The following is a 19003-nucleotide window of genomic DNA, read 5'->3' on the forward strand; positions in this document are numbered from 1 at the left end:
TCGCGATTGTTGATAGGCTAGGCCAGTTAATACTGTTGCATTGGAGGACGCATGCCTGCTCTTACTTCCGTCTCGGGATTCCCGCGCATCGGGGCGAATCGTGAACTGAAGAAAATTATCGAAGGCTACTGGAAGGGCGCGAATTCGCTTGACGACGTGCGCGCCACGGCCAAGGAGCTTCGCGCCAAGCACTGGAAGCTTCAGGCCGAGGCGGGCATCGAACTGATTCCCAGCAACGACTTCAGCTACTACGATCAGCTGCTCGACACGGCGATTCTGCTCAATGCGGTGCCACAGCGCTACCAGCGCCTCGCCTTCGAGAACGCCGAGGACACACTGTTCGCCATCGGCCGCGGATACCAGGGGGAGCGCGGAGACGTCACCGCGCTGCCGATGAAGAAGTGGTTCACCACGAACTACCACTACATTGTGCCGGAGATCGAGCCGTCGACCGACATCAAGCTCGTGGGCGAGAAGCCCTTCGAGGAGTTCGCCGAGGCGAAGGCGCTTGGCATTCTCACCAAGCCAGTGTTCATTGGTCCGTATACCTTCCTGAAGCTCGCCCGCAATCCGCAGGCCGAAGAGCTGAACTTCGACCGCGGCCTCATCAACGCGACCGCTGCGGCGTATGCCGAGATTCTCACCAAGTTCGCCGCGCTGGGCGCGCAGTGGGTGCAGTTCGACGAGCCGTATCTGGTGCTGGACAAGGAGCCGGGCGATGTCGAGCTGTTCAAGGCGCTGTATGCGAAGATTCTGCCGGCACGCGAGAGCAGCAATGGCAAGGTCAAGCTGCTGCTCAACACCTACTTCGGCCATATCGCCGACATCTACGAGACGGTGAACCTGTTCGGCTTCGATGGCATCGGCCTCGATCTGATCGAAGGCAAGGATGAGAATCTTGCCGCGGTGGAGAAGTTCGGCGTCGCGCAGGATACGACGCTGTTCGCCGGCGTCATCAACGGCCGCAACATCTGGCGCAACGACTACGCGGTGTCGCTTGGCCTGATTGACGCGCTGAAGCAGAAGACGGACAAGGTCGCCGTTTCCACCGCCAGCTCGCTGCTGCATGTGCCGTTCAGCACGGCTGGCGAGAGCGGGCTGAGCGACGAGGTGCGCAAGCATTTCGCGTTCGCAGTCGAAAAGCTCGGCGAACTCAAGGATGTGGCTGAGCTCGCGCAGTTCGATGACGATGCCAAGCGCTCCTCCCAGACGTTGCAGGGCAATCAGGCACTCTTCGATGGCACGCGCGTGGCCGAGGATCCGGCTGTTTCTCAGCGTCTCGCGGCGCTGAGTGATGCCGATTTCGTGCGTCAGCCGGCTCGTACCGAGCGTCAGCAACTGCAGCGCGAGGCGCTGAATCTGCCGCTGCTGCCCACGACCACGATTGGCTCTTTCCCGCAGACCAAGGATGTGCGCGCGGAGCGTGCGAAGCTGCGCAAGGGTGAGATTGATCAGGCCTCGTATGACGAGTTCATTCGCGGCAAGATCGACGAGGTCATCGCCCATCAGGAGCAGATTGGCCTCGATGTGCTCGTGCACGGCGAATTCGAGCGCAACGACATGGTCGAGTACTTCGGCCAGAACCTCAACGGCTTCCTCTTCACCAAGAACGCCTGGGTGCAGTCCTATGGCACGCGCTGCGTCAAGCCTCCCATCGTGTGGGGCGATGTGTCGCGCGCCAACCCGATCACGGTCGAGTGGAGCGCCTATGCGCAGAGCCGCACGAAGCATTGGATGAAGGGCATGCTCACCGGCCCGGTGACGATTCTCAACTGGTCGTGGCCGCGCGAGGACGTGTCCCATGAGCTGCAGACCAAGCAGTTGGCATTGGCTATCCGCGATGAAGTGCTGGACCTCGAAAAGGCCGGCATCCGCATCATCCAGATCGATGAGGCCGCGCTGCGCGAAAAGCTGCCGCTGCGCAAAAGCGATTGGCATGTCAAGTACCTGGACTGGGCGGTTCCCGCCTTCCGCCTCGTGCATTCGGCCGTGCAGCCGACCACGCAGATCCACACGCATATGTGCTATTCGGAGTTCAACGACATCATCCGCGACATCGACGCGATGGACGCCGACGTGATCTCCTTCGAGGCGTCGCGTGGCGACCTCGTGGTGCTCGACGCGATTCACGACGCCAACTTCGAGACCGAAGCCGGCCCCGGCGTCTATGACATCCATTCGCCGCGCATCCCCAGCGAACATGAGCTGGAAGAGCGCATCGACGCGATTCTTGAGAAGATCGACGCCGCCAAGGTGTGGATCAACCCCGACTGCGGCTTGAAGACGCGCGGTAATACCGAGACCTGGCCGAGCCTGACCAATCTGGTCGAGGCGGCGAAGGCCGAGCGCGCGAGGCTGGCGCGCTGATGCACGCCCCCATGTTCTCGCTTGAGGTGTTCCCACCTCGGCACAATGCGCCCGTTGGAGCGATCTACGATACGCTCGACGGGCTGCAGGGTGTCGACCCGGACTTCATCTCGGTGACCTACGGCCACGGCTCGCACAAGGACCACACGGCTACCGCCCGCATCGCCCGTACGATTCATCAGGAGTACCACATTCCCGTCGTGGCGCATCTGACGGCGCTGTATTCCGATGCCGCGATGATTGATAATGCGCTCGACATGTTCGAGCAGGCCGGCGTGAGCGCGGTGCTCGCCCTGCGCGGCGACTACATCGACGGCGAACAGCCTGTCGGTCAGTTCGAGCATGCGAGCGATCTGGTCGCCTACATCCGCGAGCACAAGCCCGATCTGACGGTGTTCGCAGCCTGCTACCCGGAAGGGCATATCCAGGCCGCCTCGCTTGACGAGGATATCGAGCATCTGAAGGTCAAGGTCGAGGCCGGCGCCACGCATCTCATCACTCAGCTGTTCTACGACAACGACGATTTCTACCATTTCGTAGACAAGGCTCGTTCGGCAGGCATTGATGTGCCGATCGAGGCAGGCATCATGCCGATCGGCGGTCCCAAATCGGTGCGCTCATCGGCTGCGCGGAACGGCTCGCGCGTTCCTGAGCGCGTCGAGACGATGCTGAACCGCTGGGGCGACGATGCTGCCACGCTGCGCGAGGCCGGCGTCAACTACGCATCCGAGCAGATCACCGATCTGGTGGCGCACGGCGTCGACGGCATTCATCTGTACACGATGAACCACCCCGGGCGCACACGAGCCATCTGGCGCAACATACAGCCGCTGTTCACCAAGGTCCCTTCGATTGCACCGGTTTCGTCGGTGTCGTCGGCGGCGTAGCGGCATTCAGCGGGCATCGCCGAATTCTGGCGCGACTCCTAAGCCAGCCTTATGAGAATTGCCGAGTGGCCCCCGAATCGTAACAATTCGAGGGCCACTACGGAAAGCTTCCGAACTACTGTAGTTCGGAGGCTTTCATTACTTTCATCAGCAATGGGGATGGATTAGCTGTAATGCTGTTTCGCTATCGCGGATGCTGTCTCTTGTATAGGTCGATTACTAAGACCAGCATTTGGATAGTGGCTGCGGCGATTATGATGAGGCTATGGTCATAGATACCGACTGCGACCATGACGGCCCATGCCAGTATCAGTATGAGGTATCTCATCTGAGGCATCCTTCCCTTGATAATTAATAATCAATAATTGGTAGTTGGTAAGCTACTCGGACAGAGCGCCATCGCCCTGCCGCTGGCGGCCCAGTTGACGTAGCCAATGAAGGTTAAGATCAGTGGGGATACAGGTATCTTCCCTGATCTATTTGCCTTGACAGGTCGCGAAGCTCTCCGGCCATCGCGCGGTCCTCCTCGCTGCCCTGCTGAAGCCTGGCCGCCTTGCGGTCCAGATGGTGACTTACCGCGGCAGAAGAGCCACCGATCAGTGCTAGGACCACCAGTCCGCCGACTACCCAGAACATAGCGGTCACCCCCGTCGGCCGGGGCCGAACCGCTGCCAGCATGCCGCCACTTCCCATGCGGGGGCGTTGGTGCTGGCGATATTGCGGCACGAGCCGACGGTCGGTATCCAGTGGTCGTAGCACTGGCCGTTATCCACAAAATCGCAGCGGTGCAAAACCGATATCTTGGGTGGGGCGATTACTGTCGTAGCAGCTTGGGCGGGAGCGGCGAAGGCAAACGAGCACGAGTCGACGGAAGCCAGTGCCACGGCTTTATTCAGCTTTTTCATGGTCTTCTCGATTCGATTGTCCTGCAGGCCATTCTGCAGAAGCGTTTCAGTTTTCTATTTCACGCGGGCATTAAGAGCTTCCATCCAGCACAAGCCAGATGATAGTTCTTGAACTCGTGATTATGACGTTATTAGAGATCAGTGCGACTGGGCTAGCCTGTGCCGGTCCACGTCCGGCACAGCTTTAATACGGGTGATGTGGAGAAGCACTTCTTCGCATCGGATGATTATTTCATTATCTATTCTTTAAGCTATCGAATATGCCGGGCGTGGACTGGCACGTGCTTGTGAATGAGCGCTCGAAGGCGAGACCATCTAAATATGGCAGACATAATGTTGAAATTCAGCAAGTGTGGGTTTGTCATTTTGAAAGAAGGAATATGAAAAGGCGCTACAAGGGGATATCGATTGCTACAGCGATGCTGATAGTATCTCCTCTAATCTCGGGAACAGCGTTCGCAGAGCCAGTCAACGGGGACACCCCTCAAATCGACTCAGTTCTGAATCAGTACGCTGAGCAGATTCAATCTAGCTACAGCGGTGTCGGAAGCCGGTCTCTCGTCAATTCGAAGCAGGAAGAGCTTGCGCATAAGAACGGCGGAGATCTCTATGATCCGGCGAGGGATGGCTTGAACCTTAGCAAGACCGATGTGTCCACAGAAATTGTCTCCGCCACTCAATTCGGCACCGAGTACAAGGCCAAGGTGCTCATCACTACCAAGCTGCATATGACTCCGAAGCCTGGAACGACCATCACTATTGCTGGTGAGAAAAGAAACTCCTTGGATTCCAGCGGCACATACGAGCATGCCGTGACTCTAGCCCCTGACATCGCAAGTGGAACTCACGGGTACAGCGTAATCGACGATCAAGTTCAGCTACCACATGATGAAATAAATCGAAATCATAAACCTGTCTTCACCACAAGTAGTGCGGCTCAAGCGAAGGCTGATGCGAACTTTTCGTCGCAGTCAGCAGTCGCTACTAGAGACGTGTTCACTAATGGTGTCGGACTAAATTATCTTACCGAGATGCGGTATGCGGAGCTTTGGACAGATGACGCGCACACAGATCACCAAAACTCTCAGCACGACATCATGAATATCCAATTTCCTGTATTCTCAGACAACTGCACAAACTTCGTGTCCCAGGCATTATATGCCGGTGGATTAAAGATGAAGAAGACAAATTTCATCGATCGAGGTCATGATGATGTCTGGGCATATATGGGAATCGGAGAGCTTACGCCAACATACACGTGGGGCGGCGCGGATAACAATCATCGCTACATGCAGAACTATTCGCAAGCCTTCACTGTGGATAACAATCCGCACCATTTGGGCGGAGGCGCTGTGCTTTATGCAGATTGGGAGGGGGACGGAACACTCGATCATGCCGCCATTGTGACGGGCAACATACAAACTGCAACCAATGCCACTCCTGTTATATGCCAGAAAACTCACAATCACCATGATGAACCAATGACTTTCCTCGAAAACTATGCGAAAAGCGTTAACCCGCGGGGAACCACGCAGTGGAGAGGATTACAGTGGAAACCATGATCAAAGAATAGACAAGTATTAGCGATATATTGTGGCGGCTGCTGAACAGCAATGTACATGGGAGCCACCACATCATTTACTGACAGGAGATTAACCAGTGACTTTCAACTTCAAGTTTTGGCGCGTGCTCTTGGGTTGCGTCATAGGGTATCTGGTCCTGTATCTGGCGGCTTTCGTCTGGTTCCGCGCAGAAGTCTATGACTATCAGCGGATGACGGATATTAGCGATAGCTCGATATTCCTGTTGGGAAGCACGGATACATATTTGAGGAGCCTGCCTGCCTCCCAGCTGGCGAAAGTCCATGACAGGCAGGATCCGCGTCAATATGCAAGGCACAAGCTGCCCTCCGGCAGAACTCCGTTCGTTTGGACGCTGGTTTACGACAGTCTGGAAGTTCGTCATGACAGGATGGATTTGTACGAGACGATCGGGAACAACGTCATATATTCGCAGAACGTCCTGAACGATATCACACCGCTGGACGCCAAGCTCCAGCCTCTGCAATAGCATGGTTTCAGCAAGGTGCCTATCGGAGGTGGTGGACATGGCATGTCACTCTGATACCGCGTGCCGGGCTTGCAGGATGGTTGTCGGTCGTACGATGCGATGAAGGGTCGTGAATGCATGGAGCATGAGACAGGCTGTGCCCGGCTCGGCGTGCTGGACAACGATCCGTTCGCACTGGCCATGATTGCGGGGATGTTCAAGGGGCGAAGGGACGTCAGAATCATGTGGACGGCGCGAAACGCCGCTCCTGCTGTGCAGCTATGCATGAACCCTGCGACCCGTCCTGAGACGTTGCTGGTGGATATAGGGCTCGAAGGCATGTCCGGTATCGACGTGTGCGTGCAGATACGTCGCTTCCTGCCCGACATCCGTTTTATCGGCATGACTGCATACTCTCCGGATGTCTACGAGGCCGATGCGAAGGATGCAGGCATGGAATGCGTGCTCCCTAAGGAGGATTTCCCGGCCATCATCGGTGCCGTGCACGGGAACATTCCTATACGCAAGATTCATGTCAATCACAATGAGGACAGAGGCATTGGCCTGTCTCCACGTGAGCTTGAGATTATGCGATGCTTCTCCGAAGGGGCAGCGGCCAAAGAGGTCATGGCGAAGCTGGGTATCTCCAAAGGCACGTTGGGATCATATGAGAGCCGGGCCGTGAGGAAGCTCGGTGCTCGCAATCGCACGGAGGCGGTGGCGCTATGCGTGAGAATGCACCTGTTCGGATGAGAATGCGGTATCTCGCCCGCCGACTCACATCTGTGGATGGGGTGCTACTCATCGCGGCGATTCTGCCTTCCATCATTGAGACAACAACCGCGGCTGCGAACGGTCGGGCTTCTACGATAGCGGCCGGCGTGACGGCCAGTCTCTGCTTGGCTGCTGCGTGCGCGATAGCGAAAACGAATGCCGCATGGCTTTTCGTCCTTGTCTGGACCGTAGCCAATGTACTGCCTGAAGAGGTTTCCGTTTCGGCGACGCTGCCGGTTCTTGTGGCAGTGGCACTGGTCGCGAGGATGTCCCTTCTGCAGGGAGTCGTGGCTGCCGTTATATGCACTTTCGCAGAGAGCAACGTGTTCATCGAAAAAAGCCTGCACGCGCTTTCAACAGGGTCTCTGCTGGCGATCGGAAGCACGTTTCTGATCGCTGCGGTCGTCGGAGCGTTCTGGGGGGCCGCAAACAGAAATGCGGTCTACGAACAGAAGAAGATGGAAGCCGAATGGGAGCGTGAACGCTCCGAGACCGCAGACCATCTGCATAACTCAATCGTCAATGATTTGGTATACATCATCTTCCTCGAACAGCAGGCATCGAAGAAGATCGAGACCGAACCTGCGGCAGCCCTTGTATACCATGACGAATTAGAGCAGATTAGCCGGGCCGCCACTGAAGCGCTCACCGATGCCAGAACGATCATCTCTGCCATGCATGCAACTCACATCGATGTTAACGGTCATGCCACGCCGTCGGCGGGCAAAAGCATGGACATCAATTTCGGGGAACTGAGTAGAACCCACGATGAGCGGCTGGCGAAAACCGGAATCATCGGCACCACCATCATTGGTGCAGTACTGCCGTATCGTCTACCTCGTGAAAGTGGGAGCGTTGTTCTGGCCGCTCTGGATGAGATCTACAGCAATATCATGAAGCACGCCGACCACGAAAAAGGGTACTGCGTGACCATATCCAGCGCCAACATGCAATTGCACATCACCGTGGCTGACACGCCAGCCGCCGAACATGCAGGTGCTCCGCTATCCGCAGGCAGCGGCATCGCCCACTGCGAACGCAGCGTGCGCGCGATAGGCGGGACGGTGGCGCTGCACGAAGGAACGCCGTGGATCATGGAAATCAGCATCCCTCTCACACGGCAGGGGCATGCCTAGCGGTCAGGGCAAATCACCTGATTGGGCACCACGGCCACCACCACAGCGCGGCATGGCACGAAATATAAAGTGTGGAAGCTTTCGACCCGGTGTCGGCAGGAGCCGAAGTAGCCACCGGGGCAGGTGAGACAGCGCCAAACGACGCAAGCGAAACAACCATGATTGCGGAAATTAGACTCTTCATACCACTCCAGTATAGACAATCTGCTAATAAAATATGTACTCTTCATTTGTTTTTGTTCTGGCATGACACGCTCGATGATGCAGAGTTTGCCAAAGAACAGATAATACTGACTGCGGATAGCAGTAATTTGGTGCTAATTGTCGTAGCTGATTATCAACAAGACCGAATTGCGACAGGTCGTTCCGCAACGTCGCGCATCCATGTAGATTAGGGGCTATGGATTCCATATCGCTTCTTCCATCCACCCGCGATCTCATCCGTGCAGGGCTGCAGGATCTCGATACGGCGACGACGCTGTTCGGTGGTCTTGCAACTGACGGATGGGAACCTGCGCAGCTGCGGGTCGTGCTCGATGCGCTGGAACACGCCTGCGACCCTGATATCTCGCTGCGACATTTGGCCGACATTGTCAGTACACAGCATATTGGCGCATTGCGTGAGAACGAGCTGACGCGGTTGGTCAGAGTGCTGGGGGCCTGCGAGGCCATAGGAACTCTGATGCGCTCCCGGCCGGCGCTCGTGCAGGCCGCAGCCGTGGATTCCTGCGAAAGCCACCTGTTCAACCGTGCCCAGCGGCGGGCGCGCATCTTGCGTGCAGTTGGCGTGGAATCGGGCGATTCGGGTACGGCTGCCGTAGTAGCCCCAACCGCCGCCAAACCGCTGGCCGAGGCCACCGAGGCCCTGCGGCTGTCCTATTTCGATCAGCTTGCGGCGATTATGGCGCAGGACCTGATTGCGGCCGATCCGCTGGAAATCCAGCCGCGCATCAGTCAGGAGCTTTCCGATTTGGCCGATGCGGCCCTCGAAGGTGCGCTGGCCATCGCCCGCCATGAGGTAGAGGGGAGCGAAAGCTGCCGGTTCGCGATCATCGGCATGGGCAAGCTTGGCGCGCGCGAGCTGAATTACGTTTCGGATGTGGATCTGATCTACGTCGTGGAACCGGCCGACGAGGACACCGACGCCAGCCAGTTGACCAGAATCGGCAGCAGAATCGCCACTACGCTGCAGCGCGTGTGCCAGTCGGTCGTCCCGGGCGTCGGCGTGCCCGCGCTCTGGCAAATCGATGGCGGGCTGCGGCCCGAGGGCAAGGATGGCCCGCTGGTGCGCCGTCTCGCTTCGCATCGCGGCTACTACGAGCAATGGGCAAGCAACTGGGAATTCCAGGCGCTGCTCAAGGCGCGGCCCGCAGCGGGGGATAGGCAACTCGGGCGCGACTACATGGCCATGACGCGGCCCTTCGTCTGGTCGGCGTCGAAGCGCGACAACTTTGTGCACGACTGCCAGCAGATGCGCAAGCGGGTCGAAGACCTTATCCCCAGCGCCCTCAAGGAGCGCGAGATCAAGCTCGGGCGCGGCGGCCTGCGCGATGTGGAATTCACTGTCCAGATGCTGCAGCTCGTGCACGGCCGCTCGGACGAGTCCCTGCGCGTCACCGCCACGCTCGACGCTTTGCAGGCTTTGTCTCAGGGTGGCTATGTTTCGCGGCGGCAGGCTGCGAAGCTTTCGCAGGATTATCGCTTCGAGCGCGTTCTTGAGCACCGCCAGCAGATGTGGTCGCTTAAGCGCACCCACCTGTTCCCAGATGTAGGCCCGTTACTGGGCGATGCGACGATCGGGCGCAGCGCCAGCATCGAAACCCTGGGGCAGAACGTCGAGCTACGCCGGCTTGCACGCGCGCTGCGCATGCTCCCCGAAGAGCTGGTCGAACGCTATGAGAGCACCCGCCAGGAGGTGCGGCGGATGCATATGGACATTTACTATCGCCCCATGCTGCCGGTCAACGCCCAGCTCGAAGACGATCAAATCGTGCTCAGCAGGCAGGCATCGCGCGACCGTTTCGCTTCCATCGGCTTCGGCGACGCCGATGCCGCAATCCGTCATGTCTCCGCGCTGACCGAAGGCATATCGCGCGCCGCCAAGATCAATCGCTTCATGTTGCCCGCCGTGCTGCAATGGCTCGGCGAAGGCCAGAACCCTGACATGGGGCTGCTCAACTGGCGTCGGCTTGAGGAGAATTTCGGCACGGGCAGCCCCTACCTTGGCTTCCTGCGCGATTCGCCGATGGCCGCGCGCCGCCTGTGCCATGTGCTCGCCAACTCGCGCTTCCTCGGCGATGCGCTCAACAAATCCGTGGAATCGGTCACATGGCTGGGCAACGACGATGCGCTGCGTGCACGCGACAGAGCAAGTCTGGACGTCCAATGCCGCGCGACATTGGAACGCTACGCGGATTCCACTGCGGATTTCGCACACTCGATGCGCGCCATGCACCGTCACGAAATCGAGCGCGTGGGGCTGTCCTGGATGGCGGGCGTCATGGATTCGGATGCTTGCCTGGCCGGCATGACCGACGTGTACGACGCGATACTCGATGCCGCGCTGCAATGGTCAATCCGCTCGCAATGCCGGGTGAAGCGGTACTGCGACCCTCCTGCGGCCTTGTCTGTCATCGGCATGGGGCGCTACGGCGGGCGTGAGATTAATTTCAGCTCCGATGCTGACGCGATTCTGATGTATCGCCCTTGTGATGGGTTTTCGGAAGAGGATGCCGGCATCTTCGCGCAGGCGGTCGTGGAAACGCTGCGCAACGTGGTGCTGGGTCCGGTGACGGTCGAGCCGAAAATCGATCTCGACCTCGATCTGCGCCCTGAAGGCAAGAATGGCCCACTGGTGCGTTCCTACGCCTCCTGCGAGGAATACTATGCGCAGTGGGCCGCCACCTGGGAACACCAGGCGCTTCTCAGGGCCCGGTATGCCGCAGGCGACCGCCAGCTTGCCGAGGATTTTCTGCACAACATCGCCGACCCGCTGCGCTATCCGAGCGGCCAGGTGTCCGATGCGGCCGTGGGCGAGATCAGGAAGCTCAAGGCCCGCATGGAGGCCGAGCGGCTGCCGCGCGGCGTGCCGAGGCACCGACACTTGAAGCTCGGCAAGGGAGGGCTGTCCGACGTGGAATGGACCGTGCAGCTCATGCAACTGCGCCACGCCGGGCAGCACGAAGGCCTGCGGGTGAACTCGACACTGGCCGCCCTCGATGAGCTGGAACGCTTGGGCTACATCGAATCGAAGGATGCTCACGTGCTGTGCCGGGCCTGGTGCATGTGCACCGACGCGCGCAACGGCAACTACCTGTGGACCGGCCGCGCCTCACGCGCCGACATCCTGCCCGAGGACCTCGACTCCCTCGGCGCCATCGCGGTGTATCTGGGCTACGAATCGCACCACGGCCAGCACTTCGAAAACGATCTGCTCGGCACGCTGCGCCAGTGCCGCGAAGTCGTGGAGCGGCTGTTCTACGGGGAGAAGTAAGCGGGGAGAATGAGGGGTCGACCCTTATTCCGCCTAACCTCTTTTTTCGTACATGTGGGCAGGAGGCTACTGACAGAAAAGGGCTGCTGACGCGCTGTCAGTGGCGTATTCCTGCCAGTTACTTGGATGGGATTGCCGACACAAAACGGCCGCTGAGGCGTGGTCAACGGCCGATTCGTTCCAGTAACCGTATTCGGGGGTGTCAGCTCGCGTTATCCCAGCTCGATGGTGTCGTCGCATGCGTTGGCGACCTGGTCGGAGTGGGTGGCGATGATGACGACGCCGTGATCGGCCATGTCGCGCAGCGTGTCGATGACCATGTCGGCGTTGCCGGCGCGTTCGATGCCGACGCCCGCGCGTATGCCGCGTTCCTTGCTAATCCTCGCCCCTGATAGGGGAAGGCTGCTCAGAAGCCTATTGGTGTGGGCAGGTCAGCATAGTGGTCGGCCCGAACCTGATCTGCAAACGCCCCTGGTCTCCGTTCCAACGGAGTGACCAGTCGCCCGCATTGATGGGATTGTATCCGTTTTCAGAATTATCGTTCGACCACCAGTACGACCACCACGAGGTACGAACTCGCTGCAGAACGATCGAGCCAGGGTCCGCAATGAATACATCCCCGGCCGTCCCGGACAGCATCGGCGCCGACGCTGCGACCACCCGGCACCCGCCCGTGCTTTCCGGCGGAAGTATGCGGTATCCGTAGTCCGCCGTCAGCCAGGTGAAGCCAAGCAGAGGAAACATGCAGATAAGCCCAGCGATAGTGGTGATAATCGCCGCCGGTCGTATTCTTCCGGCATCGGCAAGGCGCAGCACGCCGGCGGCGAGCCAGCAGCCTAGACTTACGGCGAGCAGCGCGTACTCCCATAGGGAAGGAGGAACGATCGCGGTGCCAATCAGAAGAGGCGGAATGCTTCTCCATCCGATGCCATAGCCTATCATGGCTGCGGCAAGCAGCGCGGTGAGTCCTCCCCACCACAGCGCCTGATGCCAAAACCTGCTACGTGCGGTAAGCCTGTAACGAGCTTGACCAGATTTCGCGGAGCCTATCAGTATGTTCACTGCCTTCCACCTTCCGATGTCCCACAGCTCATATCCTAGGCAGTGCTCATAACTAATAAGCAGTACCTCTTTCTCATACGTGGGTAGGAGACTAATGACACAAAAGGGTACTGACACGCGGTCAGCGGCGTATTCCTGCCAGCAGTCGAAGCCGCCGAAGCCGATCCAACGCTCAAGTGGAAAAAATCAATCTCAGCAGAATCAAAAGCGCTGCCGAATAATATTGGTGCTTTGCGATATTGCGGATTTGTAAGCCATCCAAGACGTGGCCAGGCAAGCCTCTTTCGAATTCAGCGCAGCATGAAAGCAGCGTCACGTGGTCATTCGGAGATAAACTCAAGGCCATGAAACGAGGCTCGCGCGCAACACAGCTGAGCCAGAAAGTCTTGAGCAAGCTGTGCATCATCGCGTTCGGGTATTTTACGGCGTTGCTGGACTTAAGGTCAGCAACGCTTCCTCTCTACTCAATCTGCTGCGGCAGGGCGTCAGCGTCTTTTCGGGAGGGGGCCTTGGCCTCGTGGTGCGAATGATCCGACACCAGCTCATTCATATAATCGATTACGTGTTTTGGAGCCGTCAGCAGCGGGTTACTCGTTTCGCTGTTGACCGCAGAATCCGGCATTGGAGCGTGTAAAACCGCTATGATGTTGAATTAATCGTTCTATGAATACGTTCTATGGAATAAAGGAGGCTTGCGATGGCTGAGATGTCTTTGGCGGTGCCGGTTGATGCGAAGTTGTATAACCGGGCCGTGCTGAATAGCACTGGCGACGATGGCGACGATGTGCTGGATGGGGTTGCCGCTGCAGTGACCGGGTACTTGCGCAGCGTGTCAGGCGATACGGATGTCGTGTTGCGAACGCATGAGGAATACAACGCTTTTTTTGACAAGATTGAGGCGGAGGTGATGGCTGAACATGGGCAGAATGAACCTCGAAGTGAGAGCGTCGGATGAGTATCTGCTTGATTATCGTCGCCTGGTCCGAAAGCATCGCGACACGGCTCGTGAGATTAGACGCATAGTAGAGGAAGAGCTGTCTGAGACAGGGCATGTTGGAGATGACCTCCATCCTCATGTGTTGGGTAATTCAGGCGGGGTGTATAACGGCTGCATGGAGTTTCATGCTCCTGGGAACGATGATGTTCTCGTGCTGTACAGTCCTGCCAGACCGCATCGCATGGTGAGGTTACGTCGCATTTGCACGCATGCCGAACTGTCCAGCGGCGTGTTCGAGCGTGAATGGCCGGACGATTAAGTCGATTTCACCAACGCCGCTTTTCATATATGGCAGGCAGCCGTCCAACGCCGAATTCTGAGCTCCTGATGCCGCGTATCAGTCGGCCTGCTGCCTATGAATGGGTATGACGGCGAAGAGTATCCAGCTGTCGTCGTCAAGCGCGGTGTTGAGAATGCCGCCGATGGCGGCCAGACGCTGGCGGTGGAACTGCAGGCCCATGCCGGATTCCTTCCACGGCACTGCGGAAGGGTCAGCGCTCACGTCGTTGGTCTCTCTGATTTTCACCAGGGAATCGTCTAGCGTGATGAACACGTTGTAGGTGCCCTGGGCGGAGCAGTGCCGGGCGAGATTGGTGTATATCTCCTGCAGCAGGTCGAGGATGATGCTGCGCGTCTGTGCGTCGTCAAGCACGCAGCTTCCGCGCATGCTTGTGGTGCCGTTGATGCCCAGCCTCGATAGGTTCTTGTCCAATGCTTTGGTTTTTCTGGCTATCGCAGCGGACAGCTGGACTGCGGATGCCCGCTCTGTGGGTTTCCACGCAGCGGACATATGCGCAGCGGCCCTGTACGCATCGAAGCTGTGCAGCCTGGCGCAGCAGGCTTGGCTCCCCGACGGCGTGGCATCATCAGCAGCCGGCGGGGAGTCCTTGTCGAGCAAGGCGATGATCTCATGGATGCCGTCGATCGTCGCGGTGGCCTGCTGATTGACGGCCTCCCAGATTTCGGCTTCCCGCCAATGGTTGTCGCGCGCCATCTCCGCCTCGCGCTGGGCCGTCAAAGCGATGAAGGAAAGGCCTCCGGTGGTGGCGTCATGGAGGGTCATGGCGAGGTGAGCGTCATGTTCAAGTGCGTGAAGCCTGGCCTCGGTAGCCTTGGTATGCGCCTTGACAAGATTCCAGCGCAGGGTCTGGCCGATGAACAGGAACAGCACGGTGGATCCGATGAGCACATATGGTCTGCCGAACAGCCCATCGGAAACGGGGGCTACCTTCCAGGTGCTGACGAATCCGACGAGCAGCACGGAGCCATAGGCCAGCCAGCTGGGGCCGGCGAAGCCCAGGTTCCAGATGGCGAGCCATAGGCCGCACAGCTGCGAAAGGCCCTCATGCGTGGGAAGCAGCTGATTAGCGATGAAAACGAGCACCACGAAAGTGCTTGCATCCCTCGGAAACACGACGATAAGAGCGATGCCAAGGAAATGCAGGATCGTGACAATGAGATGGGGCGTGTCGAGCGAAGGAATCGTCGCCAGCTCGATGATATTGGCGACGAATACGGCGGCGACCGAGGCGATCTGCCCCCAATGCGTTGACACCCAGCCGAATATGTCTGCTGGGACGGATTGCATTTGCTCAAGTCGGTTGCGGATGATCATCACCTCTGTCTATGGCGGCGGAATGTGTTGGGTTCCTAGTTGTTCGCTGGTTAACTGATTTTTGCTGGTTATCTGTAAAATCGCACTGCTCGTGAAATTGCATCGCCTAGCTGCTCATAAGGAAGTGCTGCGCATCCATATGGCGACTGCCTGTGCGCGGTTTTTGGCACCCAGCTTGCGCAGAATATGTTTGACATGTGTTTTCACCGTGGCCTCGGAGATGCACAGCGCATCCATGATCCGCTCCGTCGTCAGCCCGTCAGCGCACAAGGCGAGAATCGTCGCCTCGCGCTCGGTCAGATGGTAGGCGCTGTCGCCGTTCCATTCAAGCCGGCGATGGGCTGCGGTGGACGACTGAAAGATGACCGCAGGATCGGGGGAGTACACTTTCCCGGACGCCACAGTGTCGATGGCGAAGCAGATGCGTTTGATATTCGTCTTGGGGACGATGCTCTGCGCTCCGGCTTCGGCAAGCTGCGAAACATAATGCGAAAGCGCGTAGGAGGTGATGCCGAGGACGGCAGTATGCGATGTTTTCGTCATAATCGCCCGGCATACGGCTACGCCCGAGATGTCTTCCATGCTCAGATCGGTCAGCAGCACTTCAGGCTGGGTGGGCTTGCTCAGGCAGCGCTTCACGGCGTCCATGCCGGTCGTCGCGGTCCACAGGATACGCACTGCGGGGTGAAACACGGTGATGCCTTGCGACAGCGCCGCCAGCGACAAAGCATCGTTGTCGACAATAGCTATTGATATTGCCATGGGTCACCTTTCCTCATTGACAGGTCCTCGACTGCACGGTAATGGAAACTCTACAATCCAACGCCAAAAACATACTGACCGCCATCACCCTTTTGGATGATGGGTATTCGACTGCCTGCGCGCGGTATGGGATTCTTCAATTGTGCCTACAAAAACAAAAAACAAATAGGCGCTCAACTTCAATCAGTTGGAGTTGAATACATAACCCACGGAAACGAAAGGCAATGTCATGAACATCCAAATTCCAGCTCGCATTGTCGAAATCAAGTCCTATGAGACAGGCAGCGGCGTCAAGCTCTCCGCCGTGAGAGACCCCTGGTGCTGCTCGTCCATCATCTGCTGCATCTGAGGAGCCAGCTTCGGCTATTTCTCAATGCAACAGTCCTCAGTAACACGTGTATACACAACATGGGTGAGCAAGCTGCCCGGCATCGGTCGGGCAGCTTGCCCTCTTTCAAGGGAGCATCATGGACAAACTGGCACCGTGGTTCGAAGCATCGCGTAACGACCATATGATCGCTTTCCAGCATGGGCACCGCTTCGTGGTGTACCTGGGCAAGGAAGCGGCTGACACCATCGAGACTGTGCTCGATGTCATTCAGCAATCCGAAGGTTGCGAAGCGGCACTGGGCAATTTCTCCGAAGAATCCCGGCCGGTGGCCAAGGCAATCATGCACAAGCTGCGCAGCTATGGCATACTGCAGGATCTTTCGCAACAGGGCGCCGCGTCTTGGGCGCTCGCAGCCAAGGAGATTGTGGGTGGAGAAATGTCATGCGAAGACATAGAAACGAAGGAAAATCAGGTGAAGCTTATTGTCATCAGCAATGGCACAGTGCCGGATGTGGCGCGGATGCTCGCACAAGAGAACGGATTGCGCAACACCCGATGGGTCGAAAACGTCACAGAGGAGCAGATATTCGACATTTTGGACGGTGAAGACGAGGAAGGCCTGATTGTGTACAGTCCGACTGCGCACAATGATCGCCTTGGCGCAGCCATCAATCGATGGGCGCTTTCGCGCGAGCGGGCATGGATGCAGATACTTCCTTACAACGGCGGGGAAGCCGTCATCGGGCCGTTGTTCATTCCGCGCCAGACCGCCTGCTACGAATGCTTCCGGCTGAGGAGAAGGGCCGCGTCGGCGCATGGCAAGGATCAGCGGGTCATGGACGATGGCGATGCGATCACCTTCGCCAACTCCGGTGCGAGCAGCTGGAACAGCCCTGCCGAGTCGGGCATCGTCTGGTCGATGTTCTTCCAGCTGCTGTCCATAGAGATGCTCGACCTGCATTCTCTTCCCATGACGCCGTTGCGAGGCCAGGCGCATACTGTCTGCTTCGACGAGTGCGGCGTTGCCGTGGAGCATCATCGCGTCTTCACCGTGCCGCGGTGCCCGGCATGTCGCAAGCCCAGTCTTCCGATGCCCCAGCCGTGGACTGCAAGCGACCCTTCGTTTGAGTCGGATGAGAAGCATTGAACGCGGAAGCATTGATTGAAGGCTAAGCATTGAAGGCTTAAAAGCTAAGCATTGAACGGGAGGACATGATGAACATAGACGTAACGAAACCGTGGGTCGACAGGACGAAAAGCGCCGTGTACCTCGAACAGTTCGCGTCGCCGTATCTGGGCGTTGCCCCGGCTGAGTTCGATATCACGTATCAGCCGCAGGAGCTGCCCTCGACCTATGTCAGCATCGAATGCTGCAAGTCGGACGAGCTTATCGGGTACCCTGCCAACCCCTCGAACGGCGGGGGAGGAACGGACAAGCAGGCGTCGCGGTGGGCCGGCATTGCGGAAACAATCGAACGATATTCAGCCGTCTACATTCCCGAAGAGCGCATATCGCATGGTTCCGCAGGCGCGCACGACCTTGTTCTTCCCGGGGGTGGCACGCCGTTTTCCGCGGCGCAGTATCGTTCGGAAGGTTTTCCCTACGCGCCTTTCAGCGATGCACAGGGCATACCGCTGATAGCTGCTTCGGATGTGCTTGCCGGCACCGAAGTCGCCGTGCCGGCGCAGTGGGTCTTTCTGAATCCGAGATTTGCGGATACCGCCACTCAGGTGCCTAGGCAGGCGACGGAGCAGCCCCTCCGACAGCCTCTCCAACCTCACCTCGGGCAGATATGCTACGCCACCAGCAACGGGCTGGCCTGCGGGCCTGACATGGAGGAAGCGTTCCTGTCAGCGTTGCTTGAAGCGGCCGAGCGCGATGCCATCATGATCACATGGAATGCGCAGTGGAGCGCGCCGCTTGTCGACTTGGAGTCAAGTCCGGAGACACGCGACTTCGTGCGGGACTACGCCTCACGCACGAATCTCGAATTCGCGGCTCTCGACCTGACGCAGGTGAACGGAATCCCCGCGTGCCTGGGCACTGTCACGTTCTATGACGGTCAGCGCCGGCGAGTGCTGGGCGTTGGCGGAAAAGCCTCATGGACGCTAGGGAAAGCCGCGGTAGGCGCGTTGACTGAGGCGCTGCTCACGATGGGCTATTCGCGCAGCGTGTGCGAGAAGCGCGGCGTGATTCCCGATGACGCCGACTTTGCGACGACGGTGCTCGATCTCGAAGATCATGTGCGCCTATTCGCTTCCACGAAGCGCGTCAATGAGAGCCGCTGGCTGACGCAATCCGCCGAACGCACGGACATCGGTGCCGCTCAGGCGGTTGCGGGAAGCACTCCCGGGCAGATTGCCATGCATGCGCTGGAAATCCTAAGGAGTAGCGGCATTCGCTGCGCGGGCGTCGACGTGACGGCTCCGGACATCGCCGAGACGCCGTTGCGAGTGGTGAAAGTCGTTTCCGACAAGCTCGTGCCCTTGAGCGTCGGCTGGAAAAACCGATACAACGGTTTCGACCGGCTGTTCTCGGTCCCCTCGCGGCTGCCGGGCTGCCGAGCCGTTGCGCGGGAAGCGGATCTGAACCCGCTGCCGCATCCGTTCCCGTAGATCGGGGAG

General features: G+C 58.5%; 16 protein-coding genes. 12 read left to right on the top strand and 4 right to left on the bottom strand.

Annotated elements, in window-relative coordinates:
- The first annotated feature begins 51 nt into the window (after window positions 1-51).
- Entirely contained in the window at window positions 52-2367 is a 2316-nt protein-coding gene (gene metE / locus DDF78_RS01210) for a 5-methyltetrahydropteroyltriglutamate--homocysteine S-methyltransferase (protein WP_152579792.1), read from the top strand.
- Entirely contained in the window at window positions 2367-3254 is an 888-nt protein-coding gene (gene metF / locus DDF78_RS01215) for a methylenetetrahydrofolate reductase [NAD(P)H] (RefSeq protein ID WP_152579791.1), read from the top strand. The genes metE and metF overlap by 1 nt, the downstream gene beginning before the upstream one ends.
- A gap of 641 nt (window positions 3255-3895) precedes the next feature.
- On the opposite strand, the gene DDF78_RS01225 is transcribed toward metF, so the two are convergent.
- Window positions 3896-4159 carry a hypothetical protein gene (locus tag DDF78_RS01225; RefSeq protein ID WP_152579789.1) on the bottom strand — a complete coding sequence of 88 codons (264 nt, stop codon included), beginning with the start codon at window positions 4157-4159 and terminating at the stop codon, window positions 3896-3898.
- A 260-nt stretch (window positions 4160-4419) separates the two neighbouring features.
- On the opposite strand from DDF78_RS01225, the gene DDF78_RS01230 reads away from it, so the two are divergent.
- The 6 genes from DDF78_RS01230 to DDF78_RS01255 all read left to right on the top strand — a co-directional run bounded on the left by DDF78_RS01230 (window position 4420) and on the right by DDF78_RS01255 (window position 11611).
- Complete coding sequence (locus DDF78_RS01230; protein ID WP_152579788.1) at window positions 4420-5721, top strand: amidase domain-containing protein; 1302 nt, start codon at window positions 4420-4422, stop codon at window positions 5719-5721.
- Window positions 5722-5818: 97 nt separating this feature from the next.
- Window positions 5819-6229 (top strand): hypothetical protein, encoded by a 411-nt coding sequence (locus tag DDF78_RS01235; RefSeq protein ID WP_152579787.1) that lies wholly within the window; start codon window positions 5819-5821, stop codon window positions 6227-6229.
- A gap of 117 nt (window positions 6230-6346) precedes the next feature.
- The gene (locus DDF78_RS01240; protein WP_162000630.1) at window positions 6347-6961 is read left to right on the top strand and encodes a response regulator transcription factor; all 615 of its coding nucleotides are present in this window, start codon (window positions 6347-6349) and stop codon (window positions 6959-6961) included.
- Window positions 6934-8118, top strand: coding sequence for a sensor histidine kinase (locus tag DDF78_RS01245; protein WP_152579785.1), 1185 nt, complete (start codon window positions 6934-6936; stop codon window positions 8116-8118). The genes DDF78_RS01240 and DDF78_RS01245 overlap by 28 nt, the downstream gene beginning before the upstream one ends.
- Before the next feature lie 71 nt (window positions 8119-8189).
- Window positions 8190-8513: a hypothetical protein gene (locus tag DDF78_RS01250; protein WP_152579784.1), complete on the top strand. Its 324-nt coding sequence runs from the start codon at window positions 8190-8192 to the stop codon at window positions 8511-8513.
- Between the two features lie 5 nt (window positions 8514-8518).
- A complete protein-coding gene (locus DDF78_RS01255) occupies window positions 8519-11611 on the top strand; it encodes a bifunctional [glutamine synthetase] adenylyltransferase/[glutamine synthetase]-adenylyl-L-tyrosine phosphorylase (protein WP_152579783.1) in 3093 nt (1030 codons plus the stop codon).
- 414 nt (window positions 11612-12025) lie between these two features.
- Here the strand turns inward: DDF78_RS01255 and DDF78_RS01260 are convergent, their stop codons facing one another.
- Complete coding sequence (locus tag DDF78_RS01260) at window positions 12026-12673, bottom strand: hypothetical protein (RefSeq protein ID WP_152579782.1); 648 nt, start codon at window positions 12671-12673, stop codon at window positions 12026-12028.
- Between the two features lie 697 nt (window positions 12674-13370).
- Here DDF78_RS01260 and DDF78_RS01265 point away from each other — a divergent pair.
- Together DDF78_RS01265 and DDF78_RS12250 are read left to right on the top strand one after the other, a co-directional pair.
- Window positions 13371-13628, top strand: a complete 258-nt coding sequence (locus DDF78_RS01265; RefSeq protein WP_152579781.1) for a hypothetical protein — start codon at window positions 13371-13373, stop codon at window positions 13626-13628.
- Window positions 13600-13929 (top strand): type II toxin-antitoxin system YafQ family toxin, encoded by a 330-nt coding sequence (locus DDF78_RS12250; RefSeq protein WP_368731812.1) that lies wholly within the window; start codon window positions 13600-13602, stop codon window positions 13927-13929. The genes DDF78_RS01265 and DDF78_RS12250 overlap by 29 nt, the downstream gene beginning before the upstream one ends.
- Window positions 13930-14007: 78 nt before the next feature.
- Here DDF78_RS12250 and DDF78_RS01275 read toward each other — a convergent pair whose 3' ends face one another.
- Both DDF78_RS01275 and DDF78_RS01280 read right to left on the bottom strand, forming a co-directional pair.
- Complete coding sequence (locus tag DDF78_RS01275; protein WP_152579779.1) at window positions 14008-15225, bottom strand: sensor histidine kinase; 1218 nt, start codon at window positions 15223-15225, stop codon at window positions 14008-14010.
- Between the two features lie 174 nt (window positions 15226-15399).
- A complete protein-coding gene (locus DDF78_RS01280) occupies window positions 15400-16047 on the bottom strand; it encodes a response regulator transcription factor (protein ID WP_152579778.1) in 648 nt (215 codons plus the stop codon).
- 467 nt (window positions 16048-16514) lie between these two features.
- Between DDF78_RS01280 and DDF78_RS01285 the strand changes: the two genes are divergently transcribed.
- Window positions 16515-17525, top strand: a complete 1011-nt coding sequence (locus tag DDF78_RS01285) for a TOMM precursor leader peptide-binding protein (RefSeq protein WP_152579777.1) — start codon at window positions 16515-16517, stop codon at window positions 17523-17525.
- 68 nt (window positions 17526-17593) lie between these two features.
- Window positions 17594-18994 (top strand): YcaO-like family protein, encoded by a 1401-nt coding sequence (locus DDF78_RS01290; protein WP_162000629.1) that lies wholly within the window; start codon window positions 17594-17596, stop codon window positions 18992-18994.
- Window positions 18995-19003: the final 9 nt, after the last annotated feature.

This window comes from Bifidobacterium tibiigranuli (assembly GCF_009371885.1).
GTDB classification, from domain to species: Bacteria; Actinomycetota; Actinomycetes; order Actinomycetales; family Bifidobacteriaceae; genus Bifidobacterium; species Bifidobacterium tibiigranuli.